This window comes from Mesorhizobium sp. M6A.T.Ce.TU.002.03.1.1 (assembly GCF_003997275.1).
In the GTDB taxonomy this organism is placed as follows: domain Bacteria; phylum Pseudomonadota; class Alphaproteobacteria; order Rhizobiales; family Rhizobiaceae; genus Mesorhizobium; species Mesorhizobium mediterraneum.
Genome location: NZ_RZTI01000053.1, coordinates 1 through 15,400, shown reverse-complemented (window position 1 = coordinate 15,400; position 15,400 = coordinate 1). Strand labels below are relative to the sequence as shown.

The 15,400-nt window shown below is 62.7% G+C and carries 16 protein-coding genes; 8 read left to right on the top strand and 8 right to left on the bottom strand.

Translation table 11 applies throughout. From position 1 onward, the window contains the following. Positions 1-162 precede the first annotated feature (162 nt). The 5 genes from EOC93_RS17100 to EOC93_RS17080 all read left to right on the top strand — a co-directional run bounded on the left by EOC93_RS17100 (position 163) and on the right by EOC93_RS17080 (position 4,653). Complete coding sequence (locus EOC93_RS17100) at positions 163-681, top strand: sigma-70 family RNA polymerase sigma factor (RefSeq protein WP_126107167.1); 519 nt, start codon at positions 163-165, stop codon at positions 679-681. Beyond that, the gene (locus EOC93_RS17095) at positions 678-1,469 is read left to right on the top strand and encodes an anti-sigma factor (RefSeq protein ID WP_127205199.1); all 792 of its coding nucleotides are present in this window, start codon (positions 678-680) and stop codon (positions 1,467-1,469) included. The genes EOC93_RS17100 and EOC93_RS17095 overlap by 4 nt, the downstream gene beginning before the upstream one ends. Positions 1,470-1,695: 226 nt before the next feature. Continuing rightward, the gene (locus tag EOC93_RS17090) at positions 1,696-2,802 is read left to right on the top strand and encodes a peptidase C39 family protein (RefSeq protein ID WP_095483150.1); all 1,107 of its coding nucleotides are present in this window, start codon (positions 1,696-1,698) and stop codon (positions 2,800-2,802) included. Further along, the gene (locus EOC93_RS17085; RefSeq protein ID WP_127205198.1) at positions 2,799-4,262 is read left to right on the top strand and encodes a RimK family protein; all 1,464 of its coding nucleotides are present in this window, start codon (positions 2,799-2,801) and stop codon (positions 4,260-4,262) included. The genes EOC93_RS17090 and EOC93_RS17085 overlap by 4 nt, the downstream gene beginning before the upstream one ends. Positions 4,263-4,362: 100 nt before the next feature. Further along, entirely contained in the window at positions 4,363-4,653 is a 291-nt protein-coding gene (locus EOC93_RS17080) for a DUF3303 family protein (RefSeq protein WP_245461481.1), read from the top strand. 101 nt (positions 4,654-4,754) lie between these two features. Here EOC93_RS17080 and EOC93_RS17075 read toward each other — a convergent pair whose 3' ends face one another. The 3 genes from EOC93_RS17075 to EOC93_RS17065 all read right to left on the bottom strand — a co-directional run bounded on the left by EOC93_RS17075 (position 4,755) and on the right by EOC93_RS17065 (position 8,445). Next, entirely contained in the window at positions 4,755-6,887 is a 2,133-nt protein-coding gene (locus tag EOC93_RS17075; protein ID WP_127205197.1) for an EAL domain-containing protein, read from the bottom strand. Positions 6,888-6,952: 65 nt separating this feature from the next. Then, positions 6,953-7,585 (bottom strand): HD family hydrolase, encoded by a 633-nt coding sequence (locus EOC93_RS17070; RefSeq protein ID WP_127205196.1) that lies wholly within the window; start codon positions 7,583-7,585, stop codon positions 6,953-6,955. Then, positions 7,585-8,445 (bottom strand): folate-binding protein YgfZ, encoded by an 861-nt coding sequence (locus EOC93_RS17065; protein WP_127205195.1) that lies wholly within the window; start codon positions 8,443-8,445, stop codon positions 7,585-7,587. The genes EOC93_RS17070 and EOC93_RS17065 overlap by 1 nt, the downstream gene beginning before the upstream one ends. Before the next feature lie 82 nt (positions 8,446-8,527). On the opposite strand from EOC93_RS17065, the gene EOC93_RS17060 reads away from it, so the two are divergent. Next, positions 8,528-9,859 carry a dihydroorotase gene (locus EOC93_RS17060; RefSeq protein ID WP_127205194.1) on the top strand — a complete coding sequence of 444 codons (1,332 nt, stop codon included), beginning with the start codon at positions 8,528-8,530 and terminating at the stop codon, positions 9,857-9,859. Positions 9,860-9,890: 31 nt separating this feature from the next. Here the strand turns inward: EOC93_RS17060 and EOC93_RS17055 are convergent, their stop codons facing one another. The 4 genes from EOC93_RS17055 to EOC93_RS17040 form a co-directional block, all read right to left on the bottom strand. Next, entirely contained in the window at positions 9,891-10,694 is an 804-nt protein-coding gene (locus EOC93_RS17055; RefSeq protein ID WP_164759169.1) for a hypothetical protein, read from the bottom strand. A 130-nt stretch (positions 10,695-10,824) separates the two neighbouring features. Beyond that, positions 10,825-11,082, bottom strand: a complete 258-nt coding sequence (locus tag EOC93_RS17050) for a hypothetical protein (protein WP_077381793.1) — start codon at positions 11,080-11,082, stop codon at positions 10,825-10,827. Between the two features lie 332 nt (positions 11,083-11,414). Further along, a complete protein-coding gene (locus EOC93_RS17045; RefSeq protein WP_127205193.1) occupies positions 11,415-11,792 on the bottom strand; it encodes a TIGR02301 family protein in 378 nt (125 codons plus the stop codon). Positions 11,793-11,840: 48 nt separating this feature from the next. Beyond that, positions 11,841-12,260 carry an NUDIX hydrolase gene (locus EOC93_RS17040; protein WP_095483156.1) on the bottom strand — a complete coding sequence of 140 codons (420 nt, stop codon included), beginning with the start codon at positions 12,258-12,260 and terminating at the stop codon, positions 11,841-11,843. A gap of 124 nt (positions 12,261-12,384) precedes the next feature. Between EOC93_RS17040 and EOC93_RS17035 the strand changes: the two genes are divergently transcribed. Then, on the top strand, positions 12,385-13,146 hold the full coding sequence (locus tag EOC93_RS17035; RefSeq protein WP_127205192.1) for an SOS response-associated peptidase: 762 nt from the start codon (positions 12,385-12,387) through the stop codon (positions 13,144-13,146). Positions 13,147-13,210: 64 nt separating this feature from the next. On the opposite strand, the gene EOC93_RS17030 is transcribed toward EOC93_RS17035, so the two are convergent. Continuing rightward, complete coding sequence (locus EOC93_RS17030) at positions 13,211-13,366, bottom strand: hypothetical protein (RefSeq protein ID WP_095483158.1); 156 nt, start codon at positions 13,364-13,366, stop codon at positions 13,211-13,213. Between the two features lie 395 nt (positions 13,367-13,761). Here EOC93_RS17030 and cysS point away from each other — a divergent pair, with 395 nt between their 5' ends. After that, the gene (cysS, locus tag EOC93_RS17025; RefSeq protein ID WP_127205191.1) at positions 13,762-15,234 is read left to right on the top strand and encodes a cysteine--tRNA ligase; all 1,473 of its coding nucleotides are present in this window, start codon (positions 13,762-13,764) and stop codon (positions 15,232-15,234) included. Positions 15,235-15,400 lie beyond the last annotated feature (166 nt).

Here is a 15,400-nt window from a genome sequence, read left to right as displayed (position 1 = left end):
TGATAGGTGACCCTCCAGCCCTGGCGGGAATAAACCGGTCCGCGCCAGCGTTATTGCATTGCTTGGGTGACTGGGGCGGCGGACCGCTTCGCGCCGGCCACTTGCGCCGCGCCGTGAAGGCGCGTTCAATCGGATGAACAAGGCACCTCAGAACCAGCGGTCATGGACGCAAAGAAGGCAGCAATCCTTGGCGAAATACCGCGTCTGCGCCGTTATGCGCGCTCGCTGTTGCGCGACAGCGATTCCGCTGACGACCTGGTTCAGGACTGTCTAGAACGGGCGCTTGTGCGGCTCGACAATTGGCAGACTGGAGAAAGCCCCAGGAGGTGGCTGTTTACGATCATGCATCATTTGTTCATCGACCAGATGCGCAAGGTGAACCGGCGCGGCGAGGGAGCGATGCTGCCGCTGGAAGCGGGCGAGGCGCAGGCAGCGCCTGCCGAGCAGGTGGAGAGCATCGCGTCACGCGAGATTATCGACGCATTGCAGGCGATCAGCCCCGATCGGCGAGCAGCACTCGTCATGGTCGCGATCGAGGGCTTTTCCTATGCCGAGGCCGCCAACATCCTCGGCGTGCCGGCCGGCACGCTGATGTCGCGCATCGCGCGCGGCCGTGATGAGTTGCGCGGGCTGCTGGATGACGCCGCGCGTCGCCGAGCGATAAGGATCGTCGAGAAATGACCCGGCGCGATTTTTCCGAACGCGAGATCCATATGGCCCTCGATGGCGAGTTGCCGGTTGACGAGCACGTGGCTTATGACGCCTGGCTCGATGCCAATCCCGAAATGAAGGCGAGGGGCGCCCGCTATGTCGCCGACCGCGCAGCGCTGCGCGCCGCCTTCGCCGGCGTGCTGGACGAGCCGGTGCCGGCGCGGTTGCAGAAGATCGTGTTCGGTGAGGCGCCGGTCAAGGCGGCAGTATCGCGCTCGCGCTGGTGGCTTGCGGCCGCTGCAGCCGCGGTGCTGGCCATTGGCGGTGTTGGCGGTTACGTCGCAGGCATCGGCCATTTTGGTCTGGAAGACCCGGCCAAGGACCAACTCGCAGAGCAGGCGATCGCAGCCCATGTCATCTATGCCGCCGAAAAACGGCATGCGGTGGAAGTGCCCGCCAGCGACAAGGATCATCTGCAGACCTGGTTGTCCAATAGGGTCGGCCTGAAGCTGGTCGCACCGGATCTGGCGGCGCAAGGATTTCAACTCGTCGGCGGCCGGCTGCTGCCTGCAGGTGAGAACAAGGCCGCGATGCTGCTTTATGAAGACGACAAGGGCGAGCGCATCTCGCTGTTCGTCACGGCTGAATCGGCCGAGAAGGCCAAGGGCACTTATGGGTCGGAAGAAGGCGGCCCCGAGGCGATTTACTGGCTGGACAAGGGCTATGGCTGCGCCGTCGTCGGCTCGCTGCCGCGCGCGCAGATGACTGCGGTGGCGAAGAGCGCCTACAGCCAGCTTCTGGCCGGGCTGGCCAGCTGAACCGCGCCTGTTTTCCGAAGCTGGCCCACGGTCGAAACAGCGATCCCGTTCAAGCCCTTGCACTGATCTACAGTGCTACGTGCCCTCATGCGCCGGGCCGAAACTGTCACAATTCGGCCCGAATCGAGGTGCGATAGCGCTTGACGGATGCTGGCGCTTCGGCTGGTGTTATTAACGTTTCGACCAGGGCCTTCTCCACAACCCAATCGAGGTTTTCCGAGCCCGCATGCCTGCCGAGATTCGCACGGCCCGCGCGTCCGACGTCGATGACCTCGCCGTCATCGAGAAGGCTGTTTTTGCGACCGACCGCATTTCCCGCCGCTCCTTTCGCCAGTTGATCGAACGCGAAAGCGCCGAGCTGCTGGTCGCCGAAAACGACGGCCGCGTCGCCGGCTATGCGGTCGTGCTGTTCCGCAAAGGCAGCGGCGTCGCGCGGCTATATTCCATCGCCATCGGCCCTTTTTTCGGCGGGCTCGGCATTGGCCGCATGCTGCTGGCATCGGCGGAAGAGACCGCCTTCAAGCACGACCGCATGATGCTGCGCCTAGAGGTGCGCGAGGACAACAGCCGAGCCATCCGCATCTACGAGCAGAGCGGCTACCGCAAGATCGGCCGCGAACCGGGCTATTACGAGGACGGCGCCACGGCGCTGCGCTACGAAAAGACCTTGCGTGGCGACATTCCGGTCGCCACCAAGGTGCCGTTCTATCAGCAGACCTGCGAATTCACCTGCGGCCCATGCTGCCTGATGATGGCGATGGCCAATTTCGATCCCGGCTTCGTGCCCGATCCGGTCATGGAGATCCGCTTGTGGCGCGAGGCGACGACTGTTTTCATGATGTCGGGGCCGGGCGGCTGCGAGCCGTTCGGTCTCGCCGTTGCCGGTCACGAAAGCGGGCTCTCTGCCGAGATATATGTATCCTTCCATGGCGCGCTGTTCCTGCAGTCGGTGCGCAGCCAAGACAAGCGCCGGGTCATGGAACTGGCGCAGGTCGACTTTCGCCGGCGCGCGGAACGTTACGGCATCCCGGTGAATTACCGTCCATTCGCCATCGACGATATCCGCACCGCGATCGCAGAAGGAAAACTGGTGTTGGTCCTGATCAGCGGCTTCCTGATGTTCGGCAAGAAGGTTCCGCACTGGGTGCTGGCCATCGGCGACGACGGCGACCATATCCTGATCCACGATCCCTGGGTCGAGGACGAGAGACAGGAGACCATCCTTGATGCCGCCAACATTCCCGTGCCTTACGGCATCTTCATGAACATGGCGCAGTTCGGCCGCGACGGATTGCGTGCCGCCATCACCCTCGGAAAGCGCGACAGACAATGACCTGGGTCATCCTTACCGGCAGGCAGAACGATCTCGATCAGGTGGCGACACCGCACAAGATCATCACCAACCGCGATTATCTTGCGCATCCGGCGCTGTTTCGCGGCCAGCGGCCGAAGGTCATCAACCTGTCGAACAATTACGGCTATCAGAGCCGCGGCTACTATGCCTCGCTGCTCGCCGGCTCGCGCGGCCACAAGGTGATCCCGACGGTTGAGACGATGATCGACCTGTCCGAGCGCAAGCTCTACGAGCACGCACTGCCGGAGCTGGAATTGGCGCTCAACAAATGCCGCAAGGATCTGGGCGGCGCCTTTCCGCAAAAGGTCTGCATCTTCTTCGGCATCGGCCCGTCGAAGATATGGGATCGCTTCGCCAAGCTTCTGTTCGACTGGTTCCGAGCGCCGGCGCTGGAAGTCCACATCACCGACAGCGCCGAATGGGCGTCGATCCGCAAGATCGGCTTCCATCCGCTGGCCAGGATGACCGAGGAGGAAGAAAAGCGCTTCCTTCAGTGCCTCGAGACCTACACCAACCGCGAATGGCGCGACACCAAGGGCCGCACGCCGGCGCGCTACACCTTCGCCACGCTGGTCGATCCGCATGAGGAACTGCCGCCGTCGGAGATTTCGTCGCTGCGCTATTGGGCCAGGATCGCCGAAAAGATGGGCGTCGAAATCGAGCCGATTACCAAGAAGGATCTGGCCAAGCTCGCCAATTACGACGCACTGTTCATCCGCGAGACCACCTCGATCTCCAACCATACCTACCGTTTCGCCCGCCGCGCCCAGCAGGAGGGTATGCCGGTCATCGACGATCCGCTGTCGATGATCCGCTGCACCAACAAGGTCTATCTCAACGAGTTGATGACCTACAACAAGGTGCCGGTGCCGCCGACGGTGATGATCGCCGGCACGTCCGACCTTGAGGTGGCGGCGCAGACGCTGGGTTTCCCGCTGGTGCTGAAGATCCCGGACTCGTCGTTTTCGCGCGGCGTCAAGAAATGCGCCACCTTCGAGGAGCTGAAGACGCTTGCCACCGAATGGCTGGAGGATTCTGACCTTCTGATCGCGCAGAAATTCATTCCGACTGAATATGACTGGCGCGTCGGCGTGCTCGGCGGCCAGCCGCTGTTTGCCGTGCACTATCTGATGGCCAAGAAGCACTGGCAGATCGTCAACCACAAGGCCAATGGCAAGCCCGACCAGGGCGGCATCAAGACCTTCACGCTGAAGGAGGCGCCGGCCCATGTCGTCGAGACGGCGGTGAGGGCGGCGCGGTGTATTGGCGACGGTCTCTATGGCGTCGACCTCAAGGAGACCAACGATGGCGTCTTCGTCATCGAGGTCAACGACAATCCCAACCTCGACCACGGCTGGGAGGACTCTGGCGAAAAGGACGAAGTCTGGGTGCGGCTGACACAGTGGTTCCTGGAACGGCTCGACCGGCCTGGGCGATAATCCGAGTAGGGGACAAAAATGCTGTTTTTCGTGACCGAGGATTTTCGCGGCTGCGACCGCAAGGAGATCTATCGTCGCTTCCGCGACCAGGGCCGGCCGCATGACCCCCAAAATCGGAATCGATTTTGGGAAAGGATCATGCGCAAAATCAAAGTGCTACAGCGTCCTTTGCGCGTCCAATTGGACGCGCGGCGCTGTAGTGCCGGACGCGCTTCTCGTGCACCACAGCTGGATCGCGGCGGATATGAGTCGCTGCTTCCTGCTGGTGGAGGCCGATGACGTCACACTCCTGCAGCGGTGGGTCGTCGAATGGGCGGATCTGGTCGAATTCGAGATCGTTCCCGTTGCGACGAACAAGGACATCGTAGAGGCATTGAGCGGACACCTCTGACCCGGCGGGAACCTCCGGGCTCGCCGAGAAATATGTATCGAAGCATTGCGCTGATGGCGGGTGTCTGACGTCGAGCTGATGACTGGCTCGGCCTGTCGCACTCAGCCTGATTGCCTGATCCCTGCGCGCGACTCCAGCAAGCGAGCGATATCCGCCGCCTTCGACGGTATGCCTATCAGGTAACCTTGGGCCTCGACGCAGCCTTCCTTTCTCAGGAACTCAAGTTGCGCTTCGGTTTCGACGCCTTCGGCGGTGACGGTCGTTCCAAGCTGCGCACCGAGCCCGATGACCGTGCGCACAATCGCGGCCGTGTCGCGGTTGTCGATGTCGCGGATAAAGGAGCGGTCGATCTTGATCTTGTCGACCGGGAAGCGGCGAAGATAGCCGAGCGACGAATAACCGATGCCGAAATCGTCCAGCGCGATACGGACGCCAAGATCGCGCAACTGCCTGAGCGTCTTGAGCACCGTATCGCTCTCGTCCATCAGCACTGTTTCGGTGATTTCCAGTTCAAGCCGATCGGCCGGCACGCCGGAAAATGCCAGCGCGGAGATGACGCTGCGGGCAAAGGTGCCGCTTTTGATCTGCACAGCCGAGACATTGACCGCGATACGCAGCCCATGCGGCCAGCCCGCCGCAACCGTGCAGGCTTTCCTCAGCGCCCATTCTCCCAGCGGCACGATCAGCCCAAACTCTTCGGCGACCGGAATGAAGTCGTCCGGCTGCACCAAGCCGCGTGCCGGCGAGTGCCATCGCATCAGGGCTTCGGCGCCGACGATTTCGCCCGAGGCGATGTTCATGATGGGTTGGAAAGCGAGTTCGAATTCCCGCCGCCGCAGCGCTGCCTCCAGATCGGTTTCGAGCGCGCGTCGTGCCCGCACCATCGCATCCATGCCGGGCTCGAAGAAACGATAGACGTTGCGTCCTTCGCTCTTCGCCCTGTAGAGGGCCATGTCGGCGTTTTTCAGCAGCGTGTCCGCATCCCTGCCGTCATCGGGGGAAAGGGCGATGCCCACGCTGATGCCGACATGCATGTCGCGGCTTTTGTCGCGAAAGGGTCTTCCGATGATGTCGACGATGCGTTTTGCCAGTTTTTCCGCATCGCCAGCACCTTTGGGATTGAACTGGATGATGACGAACTCGTCGCCTCCGAAACGAGCGACCACATCCGTTTCGTTGCGTAGGCAACGTTGCAGCCGCTCAGCCACGCATTTCAGCAGCCAGTCGCCCGCCGGGTGCCCCCAGGTGTCGTTGACGGCCTTGAAGCGGTCGAGGTCCAGAGAGAATATCGCCAGGTCCGTGGCCTCGCCCAAGGCTTGGTCGAGCCGTTCGCGGAACATCGAGCGATTGGGCAGGTTGGTCAGGGTGTCGTGATGCGCGAGGTGGGTCATGCGCTCTTCGACGCGCCTGCGCTCGGTGACGTCGTCAAACGTTGCGACCCAGCCGCCGCCACTCATCGGCTGCCGCACCACCAAAAGGGTTCTGCCATCGGCAAGATGGCGGTAGGTCGACCGCATTTCCCCGGCTTGAAGGCAGGCTGCGGTTTTCGAGATTTCGCTGTCGATATCGATTTCTGCATAGATACCCAGGCGGGCGAGTTGCTCGAGCGCGTCGCGGTGGCTCATGCCAAGCGAAAAATCGGCCGGCGTCACGTGGTAGAGTTCCAGGAAGCGTTCGTTGCGGACGATCAGCCTGCCGTCGGCGTCATACATCAAAAGGCCTTGCGACATGTTGGCCAGTGCTGCGTCGAAGCGGCGGTGCTGCTCCTTCAGCTCCTGCTCGGCACGCCGTTGCTCCGTGATGTCCTCATAGATCGACACCCAGCCACCCGAAGCCAGCGGCCGGTGCGAGATGTTGATAATGCGGCCATCCGACAGCGTTTCCTCGTAGCTCGAGGGTTTCGCCCGGTCGATGTAGGGCTTGCGGATGGCGTAGAGTTCTTCGGCGCTGTGCGAGGCGACACCGATGTCGACGCTGTGCTGAAGGATGTCGAAAAACCGGATGCCGGGCTGCACGATCTCGGCGTTGAGGCCGAATATGCTGATATAATTGCCGTTGCAGATGATCATGCGCTCATCGGCATCGAACATGCACAAGCCATGCGACATGTTCTCGACGGCGGCCGAAAAACGATCGTTCTGTTTGCGCAGCTCGTCCTCTATCCCCGGCAGGCCCATGCCTTCGGCCCTCCGTCCGCGGACGGGCGAACCAGCCTTGACATGAGCGACGGACATGAGGCGTGCCTGCAGACCGTGATCGAACACGGCACTGTTATCCCTTCCGGTTAATTTACCGTTTTTCAGTCGGCGGGCTGCACCGTTTGGCGCCGTGATTTCTCGATTGCCGCATACCGTTTGAGGAACGCGTTTTGCGCCCAGGTCACCGAACGCGGGGTGAAATCGAAGCGGTCGGCATTGAACCCGCGCGGCCGGCCGAAGAATTCGGTCGCCTCGGCGGTCGAAAAGCCCGCAAGCATTGTCGCCTCGAAATAGGCGGCGATCTGGTCGGCGCGCTTGATCTCCTTACTCAGTTCCGCACCCGGTTCGACAGGCAGCGAAAAGCGCAGATGGATGGCACGCTGCAGCCTCAGCTCGCACTCCTTGTAGCTGCCGCCCATCACCGATTTGAACGGTGAGATCATGTCGCCGATGACATATTCCGGCGCGTCGTGCAGCAAAGCCGCCAGCCGCGCGTCGGCCGGGGCGTCCGGCACCAGCTCGCCGAAAAGCGCCTCGACCAGCAGCGAATGCTGGGCCACGGAAAAGGCGTGGTCGCCGCTGGTCTGGCCGTTCCAGCGGGCGACGCGGGCAAGCCCATGGGCGATGTCCGAAATCTCGATGTCGAGCGGCGAGGGGTCGAGCAGATCGAGCCGCCGGCCTGACAGCATGCGCTGCCAGGCGCGCGGCGGCGCGCCTGGACGGTCGGCCGCCATCAGGCCCCCTCCGCGCCGACGGGTTCCTGCGGAAAAGTGAACTTCGCCCAGGCGGGGATGGTGAGCGACACGAGGACATCATCCGCCATGATCGGTGGGCCGGCGTCGAGCGCTGCCTTGACCCGGTCGATGCGGGCGATGGCGAGGCCTGTCGTGCCCGCTGTGGAGCCAAGCGTGCCGACCGGCCGCCCGGCAACTGTCAGTTCGGTGCCAGGAGCGGGCAGGGGGCGTTCGGCCGAAACGATCAACACCCGCCGTCTGGCGGTGCCGCGATGCTGCATGCGCGAGACCACCTCTTGGCCGACATAGCAACCCTTCCTGAGGCCGACGCCGCCGGTTTCGTCGAGCAGCACATCATGCGGAAAGGCGTCGCCGAGCTGGTAGTCGCTGCCGCTCTCGGCAATGCCATGGGCGATACGCAAGGCCTGCCATCCGGGAAGGTCGCCATCGTCTGCACCGCCGCCATGGAAGCGGCTGACCGCCACATCGAGGAACCGTGCATCGGCAATCGGCGTTGAATCAAGTTGTGAAGCGGTTGAATCATCTCCCCACGCAACAGTGACAAGTGCCTGATCGATCTTGGCAATCTCGACCTTGGCGCGCAACTTGTAGAGCATCAGCCGGCGCATGAAATCGTCGGCGATGTCAGATCGGCATTCGAGGCGGAAGGTATTCTCGCCGGCCCGCGAGATCAGGAAGTCGAACAGTATCTTGCCTTGCGGCGTTAGAAGTGCCCCCGGCCTTGCCTCGCCAGCAGCCAGTGTGTCGAGGTCAGTGGTGAGGATGTTCTGCAGGAAATGCTCGGCATCCGGGCCTGACACGGAAACGAGTGCGCGGTCTTTCAACTGGGCAAAGGGCATGGGCGGAAAAGAACCTGATCTTGCAAAACGGTTGGCCTTTACGTAAGCCGCTCACACTCCCCCCGCAAGAGACCGGATCCGCATGGCCACGACCTACGACCTCATCCTGACAGGCGGCACCGTGGTCAACCATGATGGCGAGGGTCGGCGCGACGTCGGCGTGACCGGTGGGCGCATCGCGGCCATCGGTGACCTCGGCCAGGCGTCGGCCGGAGAGACAATCGACTGCCGCGGCCTGCACGTCCTGCCGGGCGTCGTCGACAGCCAGGTGCATTTTCGCGAACCGGGGCTCGAGCATAAGGAAGATTTGGAGAGCGGCTCGCGGGCAGCGGTGCTCGGCGGCGTCACCGCCGTCTTCGAGATGCCCAATACCAACCCGCTGACCACCAGCGAGGCAGCCCTTGCCGACAAGGTGCGGCGCGCCACCGGCCGAATGCATTGCGACTTTGCCTTCTGGGTCGGCGGCACCCGCGAGAATGCAGAGGACGCAGGCGATCTTGAACGGCTGCCGGGCGCTGCTGGGATAAAAGTTTTCATGGGCTCGTCCACCGGCGACCTTTTGGTCGAGGACGATGAGGGCGTTGCCTCGATCCTGAAGAACACGCGCCGCCGCGCTGCCTTCCATTCCGAGGACGAATTCCGGCTGCGCGAGCGGCTCGGCGAACGCATCGACGGCGACCCGTCCTCGCATCCGGTGTGGCGCGACGAGATCGCGGCACTGCGCTGCACCGAGCGCCTGGTGCGCATCGCACGACAGGCCCGCGCCCGCATCCATGTGCTGCACATCTCGACGGCCGAGGAGATCACTTTCCTCGAACAGCATAAGGATGTCGCGACCTGCGAGGCGACGCCGCATCATCTGACGCTGAGCGCGGACGATTATGCGCGGCTTGGCACGCTGATCCAGATGAATCCGCCGGTGCGGGCGGTGCGCCATCGCGACGGCATCTGGCACGGCGTTGCGCAAGGTATCGTCGATGTGCTGGGTTCCGACCACGCCCCGCACACGCTGGCCGAGAAGGCAAAACCCTATCCGGCCTCGCCGTCGGGCATGACTGGCGTGCAGACACTAGTGCCGATCATGCTGGATCACGTCAATGCCGGCCGGCTGACGTTGCAACGTTTCGTCGACCTCTCCAGCCACGGTCCGCAGCGCATCTTCGGCATGGCCAGGAAAGGCCGCATCGCCGCCGGCTATGACGCCGATTTCACGATTGTCGATCTGAAGCGCCGCGAAACCATCACCAATGCCCAGGCCGGCTCCAAGGCCGGCTGGACGCCTTATGACGGAAGGAAAGTGACTGGCTGGCCGGTCGGCACAGTCGTGCGCGGCCGGCGCGTGATGTGGGAAGGCGAGATCGTCACCCCCAGCCAGGGCAGAGCGGTGGAGTTTTCGGAGGCGCTGGCGGTCTAGGCGGGCTTGTGGGCAGGGAGGGTGATGCCGCTCAATCCCCTGCGACGAAGAACGTCCACTGTCCGGCGGGCGTGATGCCGACGCGGTAGAAGATGTAGGCGCCGAACTGCTTCATGCTGTCATAGTCGCCAGCGGTGACGATCTTGAAAAGCTCGACCCGCTGCCTGGCGTCGAGCTTGTCCAGCGGCAGCGCGAAGAAATATGGCCAGACATAGAGCTCCTGCGGCGTGCCGGCATCGACATGGACATAGCCGGCATTGAGCACCTCTTCCAGGATGGCGAGGATCTCTTGGCCTTCCGCGTCGCCCGAAAGACCTTTCAGGAAGGTGATCGGGTCGCCTTCGATCTCGCTCAGCGACAATTGAGTCATCGTGTCGCCCTTGCCGATCAGTGGCCGGAGCCTTTCGATGTCGCCGCTCTTGCAGGCCTCGACGATCAGATCGTGCATGCGCCTGACCGGCTCCGGCAGCTTGCCGAGATCATAGACGACCTCGGGCAAGGGTTCATCCGGATCGGCATGCGGATTGGCCATGCCACCATCGTTCGTTGGTCCCTCTGGTTCGACCTGTTCCGGCTCGTCGGGCTGCGTTGGCTGGCTGGCCGCGGGCGGCGGCGTGCCGAGCGGGTCGGGCATCGGCACCGTCGTTCCGGGCGGCGACATGTCGTCATCGGCGGGCGGCGCGACCGGCGAAGGAAGGTCCTCGCGCTTGATTTCACTCAGCGTATAGGCGGGGCTGCTTGCGAGGCAAAGCGTGAGCGGAGCCGCGGCGCAAAAAGCAGCGAGCCGGATGCTGAGGGCCAAGCCACGCGGCTGGCCTGACATCGAAAAATTCACCGCCTGCCTCTCCATGATTCCCGGGCCCTTAGAAGAGCCCCAGGCCCTTACAGGTGCCACAGGCCCTTACAGGTGCCCCGGGGCAATGATGCCCAAGCGGCACGTCCTCGTCAAAGAGCCTGATGCCGGTTCAGTGCCGCAGCCGTCCTGGTTCGAAGGCCCCGGCTATCACCTTTTCACGCATGCGGTCGAGCAGGGCAAGGGCTGAGGTCTCGCCATTGGCGCGCAGCATTTCGCCGAAGGCGGTTTCGAGGGCCGCCTCGGCGATGATTTCCGGCTCGATTCCGGCCGAAAGCCCTTCCGCCCAGGCCTCGCTGTGGCTTTCCACTGCGGTCAGGCGCTTTTCTTCCCTGACCAGCGCGTCGATGTCGTTGACGCCATGTTCCATTGCGATGTCCACCCCTTTTCAAGCGGCGATCCGACAGATGCGGATCAGGCTTGGGCTGTCCTTTTTTACACGCAGGTTAAGTAAGTACTTGTAAATACGACATTTCTAGGGTCGCTTCCGACAAGTCTCGTCGCGTTTTGTAAACCTGCGCTCGATCCGATTCAAAACTTAGCCGATTAGGCCGGCGAGCGGGACGAAAACCTTCAGTTTGAGTTAATTCCACATCCGCGCGGTAACGTTTCGTTAATACCGTTGCAGAAGTGCAACACAAGGATTGCACTAAGATGCCACCGGACACAAGCAGGCCGGACACAAGCAGGCAGGTGTCAAGGTCAGTTGCCGTAGCGCGAGGCGATGTCGCGCGACAGCGTCTCGCCTTCCTTCATGTAGCGGCTGATGGCTTCGGTCGCCGAGGCGGTGCACTGCGTGTAGGTGCTGCCGAACGAGCGGTAGCCGCGGTTGAAGCTGGCGATGAAGCGGGCGCGCCGCTCCGGGTCCGGGTTTTCCGAAGCAATCAGCTTCTCCATCTCGGCCCGCCACTGGTCGCCCTTCTCGCCGCATAGATTACGCAGAAAATGCAGCGACCCCAAAACCTCCGCCAGCCGCATCAGCCCCGGCTCGAACGGCGACTCGGCGGCCAGAGCCGGCTGCGGCCCGATCGCCGTGCTGGCGGCGAGGCAAGCTGCAAGGAAAAACGAGGCGCGGATCATAAGTCCTTGTGGCGAAACATACTGTCGCCTGCAAGGCGTTTTTCGAGGCTATGCCCCTTCGTTCCTGAGCAATCCGTCGGCAACGGCAAACACCGAAGCGGCAAGCGGCAGCGCCGTCATTTCGCTGAGCGTATAGAAGGCGGCGGTCTCGGCGTCGTCGCTGGCCACGGGCTCGCCGCCGGCATAGGTGGCGCCGAACACCGTCAGCAGATAGTCGACCGGGTGCCCGTCGCTGTTGCCATCGATGTGGATTTCCCGAAGGAGGCGGTAGTTGTGCGCCTGCAATCCGGTTTCTTCCAGCAATTCGCGTTGCGCGGCTTCCTCCAGCGTTTCGCCGGCCTCGACCTTGCCGCCTGGAAACGCGTAAAATCCTTGCGAAGGCTGCCGCGCCCGTTTGACCAGCAGCACGGTGTCGCCGCGGACGATGGCGACTGAGACGGCCGGGAGTATTTTACGCATCTCGTCCATGGATCTCCGATCGTCATTTGCTGTGTCCGTTGTGGACCGGCGGGCGAGAAGAAGCATTAGCGGTTGCGCAACGCCGGTTCCATCGCCACCTTCGCATCCGACCAACTCAACGAGTTTTTAGCTTATGTGCGGACGCTTTGCCTTGACCGCCACGCCGGACCAGACCGCCGCTTTTCTCGGTCTGGCGGAGCTGGAGGATTTTCCGGCCCGCTACAACATCGCGCCGACGCAGCCGGTGCTGATGGCGATCGCCGGTTTGCCGAAGGCGCCAGGCTCGAATTTGCCCGACCGCCAGCCGATGCTGGTGCGCTGGGGGCTGATCCCGGCCTGGGTGAAGGACACGCGTGAGTTTCCGCTGCTGTTCAACGCCCGCTCGGAGGGAGCAACGGAAAAGGCCTCGTTTCGCACCGCTATGCGCCATCGCCGCGCTTTGGTCCCGGCCTCCGGTTTCTACGAATCGCGTCAATCAGGCGGCAAGAGGGGGCAGCCCTATTGGGTGCGGCCGAAGCATGGCGGGCTTGTCGCCTTCGCCGGGCTGATCGAGACCTATGCCGAGCCGGGCGGCTCGGAAATGGACACCGGCGCCATCCTGACCGTCAACGCCAATGCCGACATCGCCCATATACACGACCGGATGCCGGTGGTGATAAATCCGCAGGATTTCGCCCGCTGGCTGGATTGCCGCACGCTGGAGCCGCGCGATGTGGCCGACCTGCTCAGACCGGCACAGCTCGATTTCTTCGAGGTTGTCCCGGTTTCCGACCTGGTCAACAAGGTCGCCAACACCGGACCGGAGATTCAGGAAAGGGGCGTCGTGGGACCGGAGCCCGAGAAGGCCAGGCGCCAGAAGCCCGGCGCGGACAACGGGCAGATGACTTTGTTCTAGCTGCTATTTTCCTGGCACCTTTCGGCACCCTCATTGCCGGCGCATGGCGTCGGCTGACGTCACATCAGGCAGCGCGCGGCGATGTGATCTTCTGCGCCGGCTTTTTCTTCTTCGCGGTATGGAGAAGGGCGGCGACGATCGCGGCCGGGCCGATCGCCCGGTATTGGTTGGCGAGCGCCGGTTGCTTGGCGCTGCTGGAGTCCTGCTTGGTTCGGGGCATTTTTCTCTTCCCTGGTAACGTCTTCGTGTCCGCGTTTGCTGGTCGAATCCGACCAAATCGTGACATCTGGTGATCTAGCCGGCGAATGTTTCATGACTGTGCCGACATGTTTAATAAAATGTTTCACTGCGTCATAACCTGTGAATCAACGACTCTTTTGCCGAAAGTTGCGACTTGACGGCAACACTGGCTGAGGCGATAAAGCCGCTCATGAGAACGTCTTTCGCCATTTGTGGCATTTGCATTATTGGCTAGCCTCGCGCTGGTCCGGACGTTTTCGCCTATCTTCCTTCTAGAGTGGACAAACGCCCCGGCCAGCAGGCTGGCGCCTGATTTGCGTCTCGGCGCAAGGAAGACTCCAGCTCGAACAAGAATATCGGACCGGAAGGCACGGAATGTCTGACGCATCGAAGGGCCTGCGCCTCTACAACACGCTGACGCGGACCAAGGAGGATTTCTTCCCGATCGATCCGCGCAATGTGCGCATGTATGTCTGCGGCCCGACGGTCTACGATTTTGCCCATATCGGCAATGCGCGGCCAGTGATCGTGTTCGACGTGCTGTTCCGCCTGCTGCGCCATCTCTACGGGCAAGCGCATGTCACCTATGTGCGCAACATCACGGATGTCGACGACAAGATCAACGCCCGCGCCTTGCGTGATTTCGGCGGCGAGATTGCCTCGGGAAAACTGTCGCTGAACGAGGCGATCCGTCGGGTCACCGAAAAGACCGCCGACCAGTTCCACAAAGATGTGGCGACGCTCGGCTGCCTGGAGCCGACAGTCGAGCCGCGCGCCACCGAATTCGTCGAGCCGCGCGCCGACGGCAAGGCCGACATGATCTCCTTGATTCAACGCTTGATCGAACGCGGCCATGCCTATGTTGCGGCAGGCGAAGTTCTGTTCGATACGGCCTCGATGCCGGACTATGGCCAATTGGCGAAGCGCAATCTCGACGAGCAGCAGGCCGGCGCCCGCGTCGCCGTCGATGCGCACAAGAAGAACCCTGGCGATTTCGTGCTGTGGAAGCTGTCCTCGCCGGAAGAACCGGGCTGGGACAGCCCGTGGGGCAGGGGCCGGCCGGGCTGGCACATCGAGTGCTCGGCGATGTCGGCCGCCTATCTCGGCGAGGTCTTCGACATCCATGGCGGCGGGCTCGACCTGATCTTCCCGCACCACGAGAACGAGATCGCCCAGTCGCGCTGCGCCCACGGCACCGAAACGATGGCCAAGGTGTGGATGCACAACGGCTTCCTGCAGGTCGAAGGGCAGAAGATGTCCAAGAGCCTCGGCAATTTTTACTCGATCAACGAGTTGCTGGAGACTGAGACCTTTGGTGGCCGCAAATGGCCGGGCGAGGTGCTCAGGCTGGCGATGTTGATGACGCATTACCGCGAGCCGATCGACTTTTCCGTGCGCAAGCTGGAAGAGGCGGAAAACACGCTGCGTAAATGGAAGCGGGCGGCGGATCTGGCGCCGGCGGCGGCAAAGCAATTGCCGGTGGAAGTGGTGGACGCTCTGTCGGACGATCTGGCAACCTATTCTGCGTTCCAGGTGCTGACGCAGTTGGCCGGCGAGGCTGTGGATTTCAATGCTGCCGCTGGCGGCAAGGCGGCCGCCGCGGGCAACGATGCTGCCGCTTCGCTGAAGGCGGCGCTGTCGTTCCTCGGCTTCGACGTCGCGCCGGCCAAAGTCGATGAAGATGCCGTCGCCAACGCGATCACCAAACGCCTGGCACTGATCGCCGCCGGAAACTGGGCGGAGGCCGATCGCATCCGCGACGACTTGCTGGCGCAGGGTGTTCAGTTGAAGGACGGCAAGGATCCAGTCACCGGCGAACGCGTAACGACGTGGGAGGTCAAGCGGTGAGGATGGTGCCAAGCGCCCCCCTCTGGCCTGCCGGCCATCTCCCCCTCAAGGGGGGAGATTGGACGTCACTTCGGCTTTCGCTAATCGCCTACGTTGATGATTGGGCGCTGTCGGCGAAGCCGCCGATCTCCCCCCTTGAGGGGGGAGATGGCCGGCAGGCCAGAGG